General features: G+C 44.6%; 14 protein-coding genes and 2 tRNA genes. 9 read left to right on the top strand and 7 right to left on the bottom strand.

What is annotated here, in order from left to right:
• Position 1: 1 nt before the first annotated feature.
• Positions 2 to 619: a recombination mediator RecR gene (gene recR / locus IEV61_RS07505; RefSeq protein WP_188415308.1), complete on the bottom strand. Its 618-nt coding sequence runs from the start codon at positions 617 to 619 to the stop codon at positions 2 to 4.
• Positions 620 to 835: 216 nt separating this feature from the next.
• Between recR and IEV61_RS07500 the strand changes: the two genes are divergently transcribed.
• The 3 genes from IEV61_RS07500 (at position 836) to IEV61_RS07490 (ending at position 4,957) form a co-directional block, all read left to right on the top strand.
• A complete protein-coding gene (locus IEV61_RS07500) occupies positions 836 to 2,374 on the top strand; it encodes a sodium:solute symporter (RefSeq protein ID WP_188415307.1) in 1,539 nt (512 codons plus the stop codon).
• A 27-nt stretch (positions 2,375 to 2,401) separates the two neighbouring features.
• A complete protein-coding gene (locus tag IEV61_RS07495) occupies positions 2,402 to 3,109 on the top strand; it encodes an LOG family protein (protein WP_188415306.1) in 708 nt (235 codons plus the stop codon).
• Positions 3,110 to 3,292: 183 nt separating this feature from the next.
• A complete protein-coding gene (locus IEV61_RS07490) occupies positions 3,293 to 4,957 on the top strand; it encodes an alpha-L-fucosidase (RefSeq protein ID WP_188415304.1) in 1,665 nt (554 codons plus the stop codon).
• A 67-nt stretch (positions 4,958 to 5,024) separates the two neighbouring features.
• Here IEV61_RS07490 and IEV61_RS07485 read toward each other — a convergent pair whose 3' ends face one another.
• Positions 5,025 to 5,993, bottom strand: coding sequence for a wax synthase family protein (locus IEV61_RS07485; protein ID WP_188415303.1), 969 nt, complete (start codon positions 5,991 to 5,993; stop codon positions 5,025 to 5,027).
• Positions 5,994 to 5,996: 3 nt separating this feature from the next.
• Positions 5,997 to 6,431 carry a hypothetical protein gene (locus IEV61_RS07480; RefSeq protein ID WP_188415302.1) on the bottom strand — a complete coding sequence of 145 codons (435 nt, stop codon included), beginning with the start codon at positions 6,429 to 6,431 and terminating at the stop codon, positions 5,997 to 5,999.
• 240 nt (positions 6,432 to 6,671) lie between these two features.
• Here IEV61_RS07480 and IEV61_RS07475 point away from each other — a divergent pair, with 240 nt between their 5' ends.
• Together IEV61_RS07475 and IEV61_RS07470 are read left to right on the top strand one after the other, a co-directional pair.
• Positions 6,672 to 7,919 carry a TCR/Tet family MFS transporter gene (locus IEV61_RS07475; RefSeq protein WP_188415301.1) on the top strand — a complete coding sequence of 416 codons (1,248 nt, stop codon included), beginning with the start codon at positions 6,672 to 6,674 and terminating at the stop codon, positions 7,917 to 7,919.
• A 68-nt stretch (positions 7,920 to 7,987) separates the two neighbouring features.
• Positions 7,988 to 9,226, top strand: a complete 1,239-nt coding sequence (locus tag IEV61_RS07470; RefSeq protein WP_188415300.1) for a TCR/Tet family MFS transporter — start codon at positions 7,988 to 7,990, stop codon at positions 9,224 to 9,226.
• Between the two features lie 143 nt (positions 9,227 to 9,369).
• On the opposite strand, the gene IEV61_RS07465 is transcribed toward IEV61_RS07470, so the two are convergent.
• Together IEV61_RS07465 and IEV61_RS07460 are read right to left on the bottom strand one after the other, a co-directional pair.
• Positions 9,370 to 9,963, bottom strand: coding sequence for a DUF502 domain-containing protein (locus tag IEV61_RS07465; protein ID WP_188415299.1), 594 nt, complete (start codon positions 9,961 to 9,963; stop codon positions 9,370 to 9,372).
• Positions 9,964 to 9,977: 14 nt separating this feature from the next.
• The gene (locus IEV61_RS07460; RefSeq protein ID WP_188415297.1) at positions 9,978 to 12,443 is read right to left on the bottom strand and encodes a bifunctional UDP-N-acetylmuramoyl-tripeptide:D-alanyl-D-alanine ligase/alanine racemase; all 2,466 of its coding nucleotides are present in this window, start codon (positions 12,441 to 12,443) and stop codon (positions 9,978 to 9,980) included.
• 57 nt (positions 12,444 to 12,500) lie between these two features.
• Between IEV61_RS07460 and IEV61_RS07455 the strand changes: the two genes are divergently transcribed.
• The 3 genes from IEV61_RS07455 (at position 12,501) to IEV61_RS07445 (ending at position 13,350) form a co-directional block, all read left to right on the top strand.
• A complete protein-coding gene (locus IEV61_RS07455; RefSeq protein ID WP_188415294.1) occupies positions 12,501 to 12,983 on the top strand; it encodes a regulatory protein RecX in 483 nt (160 codons plus the stop codon).
• A gap of 110 nt (positions 12,984 to 13,093) precedes the next feature.
• Positions 13,094 to 13,166 (top strand) — tRNA-Gly (locus IEV61_RS07450).
• A 99-nt stretch (positions 13,167 to 13,265) separates the two neighbouring features.
• A tRNA-Leu gene (locus tag IEV61_RS07445) sits at positions 13,266 to 13,350 on the top strand.
• Between the two features lie 65 nt (positions 13,351 to 13,415).
• On the opposite strand, the gene IEV61_RS07440 is transcribed toward IEV61_RS07445, so the two are convergent.
• A complete protein-coding gene (locus tag IEV61_RS07440) occupies positions 13,416 to 13,934 on the bottom strand; it encodes a hypothetical protein (protein WP_188415292.1) in 519 nt (172 codons plus the stop codon).
• Positions 13,935 to 14,193: 259 nt separating this feature from the next.
• On the opposite strand from IEV61_RS07440, the gene IEV61_RS07435 reads away from it, so the two are divergent.
• Positions 14,194 to 14,859: a Type 1 glutamine amidotransferase-like domain-containing protein gene (locus IEV61_RS07435; protein WP_188415290.1), complete on the top strand. Its 666-nt coding sequence runs from the start codon at positions 14,194 to 14,196 to the stop codon at positions 14,857 to 14,859.
• Between the two features lie 167 nt (positions 14,860 to 15,026).
• Here the strand turns inward: IEV61_RS07435 and IEV61_RS07430 are convergent, their stop codons facing one another.
• The gene (locus IEV61_RS07430; RefSeq protein ID WP_188415288.1) at positions 15,027 to 15,392 is read right to left on the bottom strand and encodes a DUF2200 domain-containing protein; all 366 of its coding nucleotides are present in this window, start codon (positions 15,390 to 15,392) and stop codon (positions 15,027 to 15,029) included.
• Positions 15,393 to 15,434: the final 42 nt, after the last annotated feature.

Raw genomic sequence — 15,434 nt, 5'->3', positions numbered from 1 at the left:
CTTATTTGGCAAGGGAACTTTCGTAAGGTACGCGGGTAGCAATTGACCGTCCTAAGGTAATTTCATCCACGTACTCTAACTCTCCTCCAAAGGCTATGCCACGGGCTATGGTGGAGATGTTTATTTTGAAATCTTTTAAACGCTTATGCAAATAAAAGATGGTAGTATCGCCTTCCATAGTGGCGCTTAGGGCGAATATGACCTCTCTTACCTCATTTGCCTTAATTCTTTCTACCAAAGTGTCTACTTCAAGGTCAGAAGGGCCTACGCCATCCATAGGTGAAATTAGTCCGCCAAGTACATGGTATACACCGTTGTACTGATTTGTATTCTCTATAGCCATTACATCGCGGGTGTCTTCTACCACGCAAATGGTGCCACGGTCGCGTTTGTGCGAGGCGCATATTTCGCAAACGGTATGGTCGGATATGTTGAAACACACCCGACAATGCTGTATTTCGTTGCGCAATTTGGTCATGGCTACGCTAAAACGCTCCACATCGGACTTGTCCTGATTGAGCAGGTGCAGCACCAGGCGCAGGGCCGTTTTTTGGCCAATGCCCGGCAGTTTTGAAAATTCAAGCACCGCGTTTTCCAGCAACTTCGACGAAAAATTCATATGCCCAAATTTACACAAAATAAGGCTCAAATTGGGTCAGCGCAGCTTCATATAAGTAGGTATAAATCCATTATTTCTTCAAAAAACTTCATAAAATTTCATAATAATACAAACACGAATTAGGCAGGTAAATACTTTTGTAGTAGCTTTAAGCCCCTCCCAAACCCTCCCCGGAAGGGAGGGCTTTTTAACCAATATTTTACATTTATAGAAATTATGGCTCCCGGAGTTTTACTTTTATTTATAGCCGGATATTTTTTGGTGCTCATCCTCATCTCCTACCTTACCTCGCGCAAGGCATCAGACAACGATACTTTTTTTGTGGCCAACCGCAATTCTAAATGGTACCTGGTAGCCTTTGGGATGATAGGCACGGCACTAAGCGGCGTAACTTTTATATCGGTACCCGGCAAGGTGGGTGCACCCAGCGGCGATGAGTTCGCTTACTTCCAGTTTGTGCTGGGTAATGCGGCCGGGTTCATTGTCATAGCCACCGTACTGCTACCTCTGTATTACCGTTTGCAGCTCACTTCAATCTACAGTTATATTGAGGGTGCCTTGGGCACATGGAGCTATAAAACGGCGGCTACCATCTTCCTCATCAGCCGTACCATCGGGTCATCGTTCAGGTTGTATTTGGTGGTTATCGTTTTGCAGAAATTCATCTTTGATAGTTACGGCATTCCGTTTTGGGCTACGGTGCTATTTTGCCTGGTGCTTATATGGTCATACACCTTTAAAGGAGGCTTAAAAACCATTATAATTACCGATAGCCTGCAAACGCTGTTCCTGGTATCGTCGGTTTTTCTGTCTATCTACTTCATTTGCCGTAGTTTGGACTATAATATTTTTGAAGCGGCCGATGCCATCAAAAACAGCAGCTACTCCAAGATCTTCTTTGTGAACGATTTTATGAGCAGTAAGCTTCACCTCGGCAAGCAGTTTTTAGGCGGCTTATTTATCACCATTGCCATGACCGGGCTTGACCAGGACCTCATGCAAAAGAACCTGAGCTGCAAGAACATTGGCGAGGCTCAAAAGAATATGTTCAGCTTTACGGCGGTCTTCGTGGTGATCAATATCTTCTTTTTGAGCGTGGGCGCCTTACTATACATCTATGCCGCTAAAAACGGCATCAGCGTGGAGAAAACTGATTACCTCTACCCTACCATTGCCCTTAAATATTTGGGCGTACTACCTGCCATTGTTTTTATGCTGGGATTAACGGCTGCCACCTTTGCTACAACTGATTCGGCCCTTACGGCACTTACCACCTCTTTTTGTGTAGACTTTTTAAATTTTAACAAACGCGCGGATACTAACAGCAAACCGATGGTGCGGGTGAGGCATTACGTGCATATTGCTTTTTCGCTGCTGATGTTTATTACGATCATCATTTTTAACTCCGTTAATAACTCGGCGGTGGTGAGCGCCATATTTACTGTTGCATCTTTTACCTACGGGCCCTTGTTAGGTTTGTATGGCTTTGGACTCTTTATGAGTAACAGGCAGGTACATGACAAGTTGGTACCCATAATTTGTACTTTGTCTCCGGTAATATGCTTCTGCCTTAAAATAGCATCTGAAAAGATCTCGCCTGAAGAAACCGGTTTATTCCTTTGGCTTAAAACGAATATTGGCAGCTTACTGCATGGCTATGTTTTCGACAATGAACTTATCATAATTAACGGATTAATTACCTTTGCCGGCTTGCTGCTAACGTCGAAGGCTAAAACAAAAGTAGCAGCGTTATAATTACTATACTTTTGATATAACATATATATGACAGGTGATGATAAACTAAGACACGCTTTCCAAAACCAAAGCTGGCACGAAATTAAAACGTCAGACTCATGGCAGATCTTCAAGATCATGGCCGAGTTTGTGGATGGCTTTGAAAAACTGGCCAAAATAGGCCCCTGCGTATCTATCTTCGGATCGGCACGCACCAAAAACGACAACCCTTACTATGAAATGGCGGTAGAATGCGGCCGTTTGCTTACCGAGCAGGGTTACGGCGTAATATCTGGCGGTGGTCCGGGTATTATGGAGGCGGCCAACAAAGGTGCCTACGAAGCCGGTGGTAAATCGGTTGGGTTGAACATTGAGCTGCCTTTTGAGCAATTTCACAACAAATACATCGACCGCGATAAACTACTTGAGTTCGATTACTTTTTTGTGCGCAAGGTAATGTTCATGAAATACTCGCAGGGCTTTATCGTGCTGCCCGGCGGCTTTGGTACACTCGATGAATCATTTGAGGCCATTACCTTAATTCAAACCGGTAAAATTGCCCGCTTCCCTATCGTGTTTGTAGGTGTTGATTATTGGAAAGGTTTGTTTGAATGGGTGGAAGAAAAAATGCTGCATAGTGAGCACAACATCAGCCCTGATGATTTGCACCTTTACCGCCTGGTAGATACTCCGCAGGAAGCAGTAGATCATATCTTCCGTTTCTACGAGAAGTATTTGCTGAAGCCGAATTTTTAGCAATACAATTAAAGTATTATTTAAAACAAGCGGGATCTCTTCAGGAAGATCCCGCTTTTATTTTGAAGTGGATTTGCCTTCCTCGATTGAATGCCTGGGTAAGTAGTTAAATTTGTTTTTAAGCGTGATTTTAAAATCATCGATAATACATTTACCTTACGCTCAATTATAACCACCTGTTTTATGAAAAGAAGAACCGCAATTAAGGGCATTACCGCCACAGCGGCTGCGCTATGGCTGGCCAAAGTAGCCGAGGCTGCCCAGGTAAGCAATCCAATTGTACGTGGCGAAGGAATTGCCGCCGGTAAATTTAAACCCACTTGGGATTCTTTAAAGCAGTACGAGGTGCCCAACTGGTTCAAGGATGCCAAGTTTGGCATGTGGGCACACTGGGGACCACAATGCCAACCCGAACATGGCGACTGGTACGCACGCGGTATGTACCAGGAAGGCTCAGACCAATATAAATTTCATGTGCAAAAATATGGGCATCCTTCAAAATTTGGATTTAAAGACGTTATAAACGAGTGGAAGGCCGAAAACTGGAACCCCGAAGAACTGGTTGGCTTATATAAAAATGCAGGTGCGCAATACTTTTTTGCCCTGGCAAACCATCACGATAATTTTGACCTCTACAAAAGCAAGTACCAGCCCAACTGGAACTCTACCAAAATAGGCCCTAAAAAAGACCTGATAGACGGTTGGGCCAAAGCTGCTAAGAAGCACGGCATGCGTTTTGGAGTAAGCGTGCATGCTTCACATGCCTGGCGCTGGTACGAGTCGGCACAACTGGCAGATAAGTCCGGTCCGCTGGCCGGGTTACCCTATGATGGTAAACTAACCAAAGCTGATGGCAAGGGTAAGTGGTGGGATGCATTAGACCCTCAGGAACTATACGCACAAAACCATGCTTTAAGTACAGACAGCCAAAACCCCGGAGCTATTCATGAACAATGGGGCTGGCAAAACGGCGCTGTAGCACCCAGCAAGGCATATTGTGATAACTTTTTTAACCGCACCATAGAACTGCTGGATAAATACGAGCCCGACCTTGTGTACTTTGACGATACCGCCCTGCCGCTATGGCCCGTTAGCGATGCAGGTTTGCGTATTGCTGCACATATGTACAACAGCAGCATAAAAAAGCACAAGGGCCAGTTAGAAGCCGTAATTTTTGGTAAGATATTGGATGCCGAACAACAAAAATGCATGGTTTGGGATATTGAGCGCGGCCAAAGCAATAAAATTGAGCCTTTTATATGGCAAACCGATACTTGCATTGGCCAGTGGCATTATGACCGCCGGGTGTACGACCAAAAACGTTATAAAAGTGCTCAAACCATCATCCATACCCTTGTGGATGTAGTGAGCAAAAACGGTAACCTGCTGGTAAATGTACCCGTGCGCGGCGATGGTACAATTGATGAGCAGGAAAAGGCTATAGTAGCCGGTATAACCACCTGGATGCAGCAAAACAGTGAATGTATATATGCTACCCGCCCATGGACGGTATTTGGCGAAGGGCCGGCTATGGAAAATGCCGCACCTCTGAGTGCACAGGGCTTTAACGAAGGCAAAGGCAAACCTTTTACCGCCGAAGACATACGCTTTACCACCAAAGGCGATATTTTGTATGCCATAGCCCTGGGCACACCTGCCGACGGTAAGATCAGGATCAAAAATCTTTCTACAGGGAATAGTAAATATCCTAAATCAATTGGCCGCGTAGAGCTGGTTGGCATTAAGCAACCTTTGGCTATGGAACGTAATACCGATGCTTTAACTGTTACTTTACCTACCGACAGACTGGGGCAAGTAGCTTATGCCTTAAAGGTTATTCCAGGTTAGAATGGATGAGGTTGCGATATCTGTCAGTGCTTATATTAGACATTTTTTAACTATTTATTTAAATCTTTTATAAACTTAACCCCGCCAGCGGCCATACAATTTGCTTAATAAACTGCTCATGAAACAGCAAGGGCATGGGCAATATCAACCAAAAAAACACCCATGCTCTTGCCCAAAACCAGTGCTGCACAAAGGTAAACTTGTTCAATACCAAAGCTTTTTCTACCAGGACTGCAGTACCTTGTATAAAGAAGTACAATGTTGGTAAGCCATAGCCGCTGTGCACAGGAATGCTTAGTGCCAGCTCGTGCAATAGACCAGAGAACAGGAAGGCCAGCATCAGGGCAATAGTGCCGCCCGTTTTGTTTTTTAACGGCCTGAAAATGGCCATAGAGGTCATCTCGCTAAAAGCTAAGTTCCAGCGTTTGCCCCAAAACTCGGCAAGGCTGGTGGCTTTGGCAGGCTGCCTGAATAACACGTAGGTGTTTACGCCCGCCAATCGCCAGGTACCGGCGCTTATGCCCAGCAATCCAAAATGTAGTATCAGGCTAAAACCTACAAGCAGCATTATACTCACCAAAGTATAGGTTAAACCGGTATTCCATGGTAACCCAACTACCTGGTGTGCTAACAAAACAACAGCAGCCCCGGCAATAACACGGCTTACACCAAACTTAATTATTGGCCAGGCTTGCGGCACCGGTTTACCGCCTAAAGTTTCAAAAGGTTTAGCCCGCATACCTACCCAACCAACCGCAAAAGCCAGCCATTGCGGCATTGTTAAATTGGGCGCTTTACCCTTATACTCGCAGATAACGGCAATAACTTTCATACCCGTAAACGTGGTGGCAATAATGGCCAGCATTTGTATTATAGGATGCACGGCTGCAAAAGCAAAATAGACATCGCCTACGCCAAGTAGCAACAGCAGCCAGCTAAGTAAAAGCTGCTGCCTTTTCACTAAAACGTAACCCACAAAAACCAAGCTTGCATTTAACAGCGCAAAATGAAGCAGGGTTAACAGCTCAATTTTCATGGCTTACAGTTGTATAAAGTTGGAGTAAAAGGTATAGCTGTATACTGCGCTGAAAAAAAAGAATAGTGTTACCAATACACCCTCTCCCAGTTTATGCCAACCGCTTGTGGGGAAATTTGCCCTGTCAAAATAAAAGAATTGGATGCCAACGCGTGAAATCCAATAGACAGCGATAAACCCACTTACAAGCGTTGCCAGCCTGCTGCCGTTGGTAAGATCGGCGTGAACAAATACAGAAAGCAGCCCAAAACTGAAGTTAAAAACCAGGATATAACATGCATAAGTATAAAAAATTTGCTTAATAAGCGGCTGTACCTTGGCCATTTCCTTGCCCCAGTTTAATAATTTGGGTATAACCACGCTGCCTGCAGCCAAACATATTTGCCCAATGCCTGCCAAAAAAATTAAATGCTGAATGTTGATGTCTGATGCTTTCATTTTTGCCCTCCTTTTTTGTTAAATCTCGATTGATTAATACAATACAAATGTATGTATTTTATTGAACTTTCAAATATTATTGAAAGTTTATTTTATATATTTATATCGATGGGCTGTCTTACATCATATTACCTGTTGGGTATTATGAATGCTTTTTAACGTTCAGAACGGCCACACACATAGAAAAATGCCTTAGCTAACATCAATATTCAAAATAAAAAAGCTTTATTTACATTAATTATGAACCAACCTGCACAACCTAAACGTGAGGCTGCTTTAGGCTTTATTTTCATTACACTACTCATCGATGTTACCGGCTTTGGTATCGTGATCCCGGTTTTTCCTAAGTTAATTGAGCATTTAATACATGGCAATTTGAGCGATGCTGCACGTTACGGCGGCTGGCTCACCTTTGCTTACGCCATTATGCAATTCCTGTTTTCGCCGGTGTTGGGTAACCTAAGCGATAAATATGGCCGCAGGCCGGTATTGCTGGGTTCGTTGTTAGGTTTTGGTATCGATTATACTTTTTTGGCCTTTGCCCCTACCATTTGGTGGCTATTTATAGGCCGTATTATAGCGGGGATAACCGGTGCCAGCTTCACCACGGCATCGGCTTACATTGCCGATGTGAGCACCCCCGAAAAAAGGGCACAAAACTTTGGTATTATTGGTGCCGCCTTTGGTATCGGCTTTATTATAGGTCCGGTGTTGGGTGGAGTGCTGGGCCAGTACAGTGTGAAGCTTCCCTTTTTAGCCGCAGCCGGCTTGGCTTTGCTCAACGCGGCTTATGGTTACTTTATTTTACCCGAGTCTTTATCAAAAGAGCACCGCCGCGAGTTTGAGTGGAAACGTGCTAACCCGGTAGGCTCATTGATGCAACTCAAAAAGTACCCTGCTATTAGCGGCTTAATTGCCTCCCTCATCCTCATTTACATAGCTGCCCATGCCGTGCAAAGCACCTGGACGTTTTTCACCATGGAGCGCTTTAAATGGAGCGAGAGTTTGGTGGGCTACTCTTTGGGCTTTGTGGGTTTAATGTCGGGCTTGGTGCAGGGGCTGCTTATTAGAGTGACAATTCCTAAACTGGGGCAAAAAAAGAGTATTGTAATTGGGCTGCTGCTTTACAGCATTGGCCTGTTCTTGTTTGCGTTTGCCAACCAAAGCTGGATGATGTTTGCCATATTGATACCTTATTGCCTTGGTGGTATTGCCGGCCCGGCCTTACAAGGGTTGATCAGCAATCAGATACCGCCTAACGAGCAAGGCGAACTACAGGGTGGCTTAACCAGTTTGATCAGCGTTACCTCGATCATTGGTCCGCCATTAATGACCACGCTTTTTGCCTGGTTTACCAGCAAAAGTGCGCCTTTCCTCTTTCCCGGTGCACCTTTCCTGATGGGTGCCGTATTGATGCTGGTAAGTTCGTTGCTGGCTATCCGCAGTTTCAGGCGGGCACGCGCAGCCAACCTTAAAGCCTCCGTTTAAAGATAAAGGCACTTTTTAATGAAACAATTTTGACCAAATGCCTTTTAAAAGGTGTTAGTTTTGTACAAATGGATGAACCAAACGGGCATAAGCGCCCTGCAGCGCTAAGCTTTATTTTTATTACTGTATTAATTGATACGTTGGGCCTGGGTGTAATTATCCCTGTGTTACCCAAACTACTCGAGAAGCTGGGCAATTTTGATATTAGCATGGCTTCTCAAATAAATGGGTACCTCACTTTTGCCTATGCATTTATGCAGTTCGTATTTTCATCAGTATTGGGCAACCTGAGCGACCGTTTTGGTCGCAGGCCTGTGCTGCTGATCTCTATGGTGGGCTTCGGTATCGATTATGCGCTTATGGCATTTGCCCCTACCGTTTTCTGGCTGTTTGTAGGGCGCATAATTGCAGGTATTGCCGGTGCCAGCAGCACCACAGCCACCGCCTACATAGCAGATATTAGTACGGGCGATAAACGCGCCGCCAACTTTGGTATCATAGGCGCTGCAACAGGTTTAGGTTTTATTTTAGGTATTGGCCTGGGCGGTTACCTGGGCGAAGTAGGGCTGCGTATACCGTTTATGGCTGCCGCCGGTTTAGCGCTGCTTAACGCCGCTTACGGCTACTTTGTACTGCCCGAATCTTTAGCTGTTGAAAACCGTCGCCCTTTTGACTGGAGCCGGGCCAACCCTATTGGTGCACTTAAACGTTTAGCCATGTACCCTGCCATAGCGGGGCTTATTAGTGCATTTAGCCTGGTTTACATTGCATCAAAGGCTGTAGAAACGGTGCTGGCATTTTTCCTGGTCGAAAAATTTAAATGGAGCATGAGCAGTATCAGTAGCCTCGGTATTTTTATTGGCGTGCTTTTAATTGCCATACAGGGCGGCCTGATCAGGATCATTATTCCAAAACTGGGGCAGGAAAAGAGTATTGTGGTTGGGTTGATGTTTTATGCCATTGGCTTAACACTCATCGCCTTTGCCAGCCAGGGCTGGATGATGTACCTGTATATGATACCTTATTGCCTGGGCGGTATATCGGGCCCGGCACTGCAAGGTTTAATTACAAGCAAAGTAGAACCCAACGAACAGGGCGAATTGCAGGGCGGCTTGAACAGTTTGCTCAGTATCACTACCGTAATAGGTCCGTTATTAATGAGCTCTTTATTTGCTCATTTCACCAACACCAAAACTTCATCTATTTACTTCCCCGGCGCACCGTATTTGCTGGGGGCTATATTGATGCTTATTAGTACAATCATAGCGATCAGGAACTTTAAGCGACCGGTGGTAGCGGCGCAGTAAAAATGGAGGTATTGAGGGTTGTCAATCGTAATGCACTGTCATTTCGAGTGCTAACGAGAAATCTTGTTTGTCAACGCCTGTGGCTTACTTTGCAATTTGAACAGGATCTCTCACTATCGTTTGAGATGACAGGTTTGTAACAACTACTTCAACTCCGTAACCCCACCCGAGATCACGAATTTCATCATGTCGGCGGCGCTTTTGTCGATATGCGTTACGTTTTCGGCAGATACGATCAATACCTGACCGGCAAAAGAATACGAAAAAGGAAAGTAAACGGCGACATCGCCGGGTAAGCCTATAACCGAAAGATCATGCTGAGTGAGGAAGCCTATCTTTTTTACACCCGGGCTTACTTCAACCAGCACCGGTTCGTTAAACTTCTTCTCCTCCCCTACAAAAGCTTCGGTAAGGTCTTTAATGGAGGAGTAAAGAAATTTGAAAAGCGGCAAACGGTTAAGCCATCGCGAAAGCCAGTTACGAATAGGGTCGGTTATTACGCTGGTCACCAGTACCCCGGCAATCATGATCAAAACCAGCACCGTTAAAATGCCTAACCCTGGTATGTAAAGGCCTTTCCCGGTTTTGGGGTTAACCCACAGTACATCGCTCAGGTTGAGGGCATTATCTAATTTAGAAACCGCCCAATAAATTAAGAAGATAGCAACGCCCATAGGCACTACTACCAAGAGTCCTTTAATAAAGTATCTGAATAATAAGCTGGCAAACCTGTTCATATCCAGGTGCAATTTTACTCATAAAAATACACTCTTTTTACGCGCTGCGAAATATTGGTCAATATTTCGTACGGAATGGTGCCTATCTGTTGGGCCAGGTCTTCGATGGTTTGCAGTTCGTTAAACACGATCACTTCATCGCCCTCCTTTACCTCCACACTGCTTACATCTATCATACACATATCCATAGCAATATTACCTACGGTGGGTACCAGCACGCCTTTCACCAGCATTTTGCCCACGCCGTTGCCAAAGGCCCGCAGGTAGCCATCGGCATACCCAATGCGGATGGTGGCTATGCGGCCGTCTTTCAGCAAACTGCCGTTGCGGTTATAGCCAATGGTATCGCCTGCTGTTATGTTTTTAACCTGTGAGATACTGGTTTTTAAAGTAGCAATGGGTTGCAGTCCATTCAGATGGTCGGGCACGGCGGCATCAATACCATACAAGCCAATGCCGAGGCGCACCATGTTAAACTGAGCATCGGGCCAGCGGGTAATGGCCGAGGTATTGGCAATATGCTTAATGACCTCGTAGCCTAAAGCTGCCTCTATTTGCTCAAAAGCTTGCTTAAAATGCTTAATTTGTTTGAGGGTAAAGGCATCGTGCGCTTCCGAATCGCTGGCCACCAAATGCGAAAACATAGATTGCACTTGGATGTACTGGTTATCTTCGAGCAAATCGCACAGGGCATCCCATTCAAAGTCTTCAAAACCCAAGCGGTGCATGCCGGTATCTATCTTTAAGTGGACCGGGTAATGGCTGATGCTGTGCAGGCGGGCAAATTTCACAAACTTGTCCATCAGGCCAAAGCTGTAAATTTCAGGCTCCAACTTGTATTCCACCAGCCTGTCAAAGGCAGATGGCTCGGGGTTGAGCACCATAATAGGCAGGGTAATACCGGCTTGCCTTAATGAGATTCCCTCATCTATGTAAGCCACCGCCAGGTAATCTACCTTGTTATATTGTAAGATATTAGCCACCTCAAAGGTACCGCTGCCATAAGAAAACGCCTTGACCATGGCCATTACTTTGACGCCCGGCTGCAACTTCGACTTATAAAAGTTGAGGTTGCTGAGTAAGGCATTCAGGTTAATTTCGAGCATGGTTTCGTGCGCCTTTTCTACCAGGGCACGGCTAATGCGTTCAAACTCAAAACTGCGCGAACCTTTTATGAGGATAGCCTCGTTGGTAAAGTTAATTTCCTTACGATGACGCAGCACATCGGCCGTATGGGTATAAAAGAAGGTTTGCGGAATGCCTTCAAAATAGGCCTGATGCTGTTGCAGCGCCTCGCCTACTCCCACAAACTTATCAACCCGTTTATTCTTTACCATATCGGCCACCTGCCGGTAAAGCTCATCTTGCTGCAAACCCGATTGGAAAATATCCGACAAGATCAACGTTTTCACTTTATGTTGATTTTGCTGTTGCAAAAAGTTCAACGCAATCTCAAGCGAGCGGATATCGGAGTTGTACGAATCATCAATGATAGACGAATCGTTGATGCCTGTCTTCATTTCCAGGCGCATACTTACCGGGCTCAGGTGCTCCAGGCGCTCATCCACATCTGTTGCATTGTAGCCCATAGCCAGCAGGGTTGCCCAACAAACAATGGCATTCTCCACCGAAGCTTCGTCCAGAAACGGTATCAAACACTCAATTTCATCGCCCTTGAAAACAGCACGCAGGTAAAAGCGCTTAGAGATCACTGTTTCGCTGAATACGTAGAGATCGGCCTCCTTAAAGTTCATGCTCCAGGTAAATTGGGTTATCTCCGGCAGGTCAGACTTATATTCGAGCAACTGGTCGTAGTTGTGTATAAGCAATTCGCAACTCTTAAACAGTTTCAGCTTTTCGAGCACCTTGGTACGGCAGCTATCAAAACCCTCATCATGTGCTGAGCCCAGATGTGTGAGTACGCCTATGGTGGGCTGAATAACAGCTTGCAGCTTATCCATTTCATCAATGGTAGATATGCCAGCCTCGAATATCCCCAAGTCGTTGTCTTCCTGTATTTGCCAAACCGAAAGCGGCACCCCTATTTGTGAATTATAGCTTTTAGGGTTGCGAACAATGTTTTTATCAGTAGCGAGCAGTTGGTACAGCCACTCTTTGACAATGGTTTTTCCGTTGCTACCCGTAATGCCTATAACAGGTAAATTAAACCGGCTGCGATGATGGGCAGCCAGCGTTTGCAGCGCTTGTAGTACATTGGTAACTATTAAAAAGTTAGCTGCCGGGTACTCTTGCGTAGGTTGCCTTTGCACCACAAAGTTGCGCACACCGTGGTTATAAGCCTCGGCAATAAACTCGTGCCCGTCGCGGCGGCCATGTAACGCAAAAAACAAACTCTCGGCGGGGTTGCTAATTTGCCGGCTATCGGTAATGAGGGTACTGATGTTGTTTTCCCTTACAATGGTGCCGCCGGCGCTTATCATTTGTTGCACTTGGGCTATAGGATACTGGCTGCTCAACATGTTACTAAGGTGGCTATATTTATACAAACACAAGAATTTTTGGTAAATTTGGTTTGCATGGAGGAGCCGAAAAAGAAGAGAATTACGGATGAAAAAACAGCCCTGGCCAAGGCCGAACACTTTTGCGCCTACCAGGAGCGCTCGCAACAGGAAGTGCGCAATAAGTTATATGAATTAGGCATGTACCCTACCGGCGTAGAGAGTGTAATAAGTCAACTCATTACCGGTAACTTTTTAAACGAAGAACGTTTTGCCCGCGCCTATACCCAGGGCAAATTTAACCTGAAAGGCTGGGGCCGCATTAAAATAAAACAAGGATTAAAATTGAAGCAAGTACCCGATAAATTGATTAGCAAAGCCCTGCAAACCATTGATGGCGACGCTTATTTGGCCACTTTGCAAAAACTGATAGAGAAAAAACAGGCTGTAACTACCGAAAAAAACACTTTTAAACGCCGCTACAAGCTGCAACAGTACGCTATGAGCCGTGGATATGAGAGCGATTTGATCAATGATGTTTTGAAAGACAGCGAGTTATAATAAAGTTAAAAAACTTTTAAAATAATTATTTGCGTAATACGGTTTTGTGCCTATATTTGCATCACCAAAACGCAAGGGGTTATCTGTTAAAAGAAACTTCAAGCTAAAATGCGAAAGTAGCTCAGTTGGTAGAGCACGACCTTGCCAAGGTCGGGGTCGCGAGTTCGAATCTCGTCTTTCGCTCAAATCCCTTTTGAACTTCAGGAGGGATTTATTTTTAAGGTTTATAGTTGTGTGGTGTGCAGGCCGACGCCTGCCTCTTCTCCCGCACAACGATCACCTGCTCAGATGGTGGAACTGGTAGACACGCAGGACTTAAAATCCTGTTCCCGTAAACGGAGTGCGGGTTCGATTCCCGCTCTGAGTACAAAGCCCGATACGAAAGTACCGGGCTTTGTTCGTTTAGCTTAAATTTAGACTAATCATTATATATCATTTTAATACATTTAAAATTGTGTTTTCCTTAATAACAGCATTTGTAAATGACTTTAATATAGGATAGTAAATTTCTAAAAATTCACCTCCATCATTTGCGTAGTCCGAATCTTTAATAACTTCAAGGCTTTTCAAAAAGTCGAAAGCATCAATTTCGTTGTTAGGCTCCGAGTAAATATCGCACCACCCGATCATCTCATTACTATGTCTGATTAATTCGGGAAGCTGCCTGTATTCATCCTCTGTAATTCCATCGTAGTGCCAGCAATTTAAATAAGCATCAAATGAGTCTGCCCCAAGGTGGATTGCCCACTTCTCACCGCTAAATTCGGCCCATAAATACATATCATTACCGCAGTCGGGAGCACCACAAACTGGGCAGATACAATGAAGTGTTAAATCAGCAACAATTTTTAGTCTGTGCGTATATTCTTTTATAACCGTTCCGGAATGGTTGGTATGCTGACTACGATAGTCAAAGAATCTTTCACTTTTAAAATTTAACTGTTCTGACATTGCCTATATATTATCATTATGTAGTAAAGTTATGAAATATCTAACCCTTTATTTGATATCAAATCTTTTGAATAGTAAGCAGTACTGAAATCTTATTCCTATAAATGAAATGCGGGTTTTATTCCCGCTCTGATTACAAAGCCCGATACGAAAGTACCGGGCTTTATTCGTTTAAAAAGTATCGACTGTCGCACTTCACCCTTGATTACGTCGCAGGTACACCTCATTAATTGACGTTATTACTGGTTATCTTTGTGTTATGAAACTCCTTCTAACCTCTGCCGGAATCAGTAATAAAAGTATTCACAATGCATTGGTCGAATTATTAGGAAAACCCGTAAGTGAGGCTAACGCTTTGTTTATTCCTACTGCTATATATGGTATAGCAGGTGGTTCGCAAATAATATCAAAAGTAATTTGCGGAACAATAGGCGATCCTTTTTGCCAGTTAAGCTGGAAGTCGATAGGCGTATTAGAATTGACAGCACTGCCAAGTGTTAAAACCGAACTTTGGATGCCCATGCTGCAGGAAACTGACGTACTGCTTGTTGGGGGTGGCGATTGCCAGTACTTGTGTTACTGGATGCAAAAGAGCGGACTGGCCGCTTTGTTGCCACCACTGTTGCATAAAATGGTTTATGTAGGCTTGAGTGCCGGCAGTATGGTTATGACTCGCTATGGTACTACTTATGGAAACCATACACTAACATCTGAAACTAATAAATCGCTCAACTTCGTAAACTTTGCTATTCACCCACACCTTGACCACGAGTGGTTCCCACAAAACTCATTAGCAAATATTGAACAATTAGCGGCTTCACTACCAGTAACGTCGTATGCCATTGATGACCAAACAGCAATAAAAGTAAACGGTAATCTGGTGGAAGTTGTATCTGAAGGGCACTGGAAGCAATTTTCGTCATAGGGTCGGTGTTTTCACCCATTGCTTATAAATAACAGCCATTTTCAGCCTGTGGTCGGTATTTTCACCGCACCACTTACAAAGTGTGCCGTAAAAGCCATTCAGCCTGTGGTCGGTGTTTTCACCGCACCACTTACAAAGTGTGCCGTAAAAGCCATTAACCAAACCAATTACATCCCACGCAAAATCTTCTCCATCTTTCTACCTTTAGCTAACTCATCTACCAGCTTATCTAAATACCTCAACTGCTGCGTTAAGGGGTTTTGAATTTCTTCTACACGGTAACCGCATATTACACCGGTAATGAGGTGCGCGTTGGGGTTTAGCGAGGCCTGCTTAAAAAACGCTTCGAAAGTTACTTTGTCGTTGATGAGTTGTTGCATTATATCAGTGTCAAAACCGGTTAACCAGGTAATTACCGTATCGAGTTCTTCTTTGGTTCGGCCTTTCTTTTCCACTTTTGCCACATACATGGGGTATACGGAGGCAAAGGTTAGTTTGGCTATGCGCTCATCGTGTGCAACGGTTGTGTTCATTGGTTTATAGGTGCTTTAAAGATTTCCACGTTCTATAAATCA

This window comes from Mucilaginibacter galii, assembly GCF_014635825.1.
Classification (GTDB): domain Bacteria; phylum Bacteroidota; class Bacteroidia; order Sphingobacteriales; family Sphingobacteriaceae; genus Mucilaginibacter; species Mucilaginibacter galii.
This window is presented reverse-complemented; position numbering and strand designations above follow the sequence as displayed.

Bases quoted from the DNA above. Each gene is read 5' to 3' on its own strand.
- IEV61_RS07480 (WP_188415302.1), bottom strand. From the start codon at position 6,431: ATGAAAGCATCAGACATCAACATTCAGCATTTAATTTTTTTGGCAGGC.
- IEV61_RS07495 (WP_188415306.1), top strand. From the start codon at position 2,402: ATGACAGGTGATGATAAACTAAGACACGCTTTCCAAAACCAAAGCTGG.
- IEV61_RS07500 (WP_188415307.1), top strand. From the start codon at position 836: ATGGCTCCCGGAGTTTTACTTTTATTTATAGCCGGATATTTTTTGGTG.
- IEV61_RS07465 (WP_188415299.1), bottom strand. From the start codon at position 9,963: ATGAACAGGTTTGCCAGCTTATTATTCAGATACTTTATTAAAGGACTC.
- IEV61_RS07430 (WP_188415288.1), bottom strand. From the start codon at position 15,392: ATGAACACAACCGTTGCACACGATGAGCGCATAGCCAAACTAACCTTT.
- IEV61_RS07470 (WP_188415300.1), top strand. From the start codon at position 7,988: ATGGATGAACCAAACGGGCATAAGCGCCCTGCAGCGCTAAGCTTTATT.
- recR (WP_188415308.1), bottom strand. From the start codon at position 619: ATGAATTTTTCGTCGAAGTTGCTGGAAAACGCGGTGCTTGAATTTTCA.
- IEV61_RS07490 (WP_188415304.1), top strand. From the start codon at position 3,293: ATGAAAAGAAGAACCGCAATTAAGGGCATTACCGCCACAGCGGCTGCG.
- IEV61_RS07435 (WP_188415290.1), top strand. From the start codon at position 14,194: ATGAAACTCCTTCTAACCTCTGCCGGAATCAGTAATAAAAGTATTCAC.
- IEV61_RS07460 (WP_188415297.1), bottom strand. From the start codon at position 12,443: ATGTTGAGCAGCCAGTATCCTATAGCCCAAGTGCAACAAATGATAAGC.
- IEV61_RS07455 (WP_188415294.1), top strand. From the start codon at position 12,501: ATGGAGGAGCCGAAAAAGAAGAGAATTACGGATGAAAAAACAGCCCTG.
- IEV61_RS07440 (WP_188415292.1), bottom strand. From the start codon at position 13,934: ATGTCAGAACAGTTAAATTTTAAAAGTGAAAGATTCTTTGACTATCGT.
- IEV61_RS07485 (WP_188415303.1), bottom strand. From the start codon at position 5,993: ATGAAAATTGAGCTGTTAACCCTGCTTCATTTTGCGCTGTTAAATGCA.
- IEV61_RS07475 (WP_188415301.1), top strand. From the start codon at position 6,672: ATGAACCAACCTGCACAACCTAAACGTGAGGCTGCTTTAGGCTTTATT.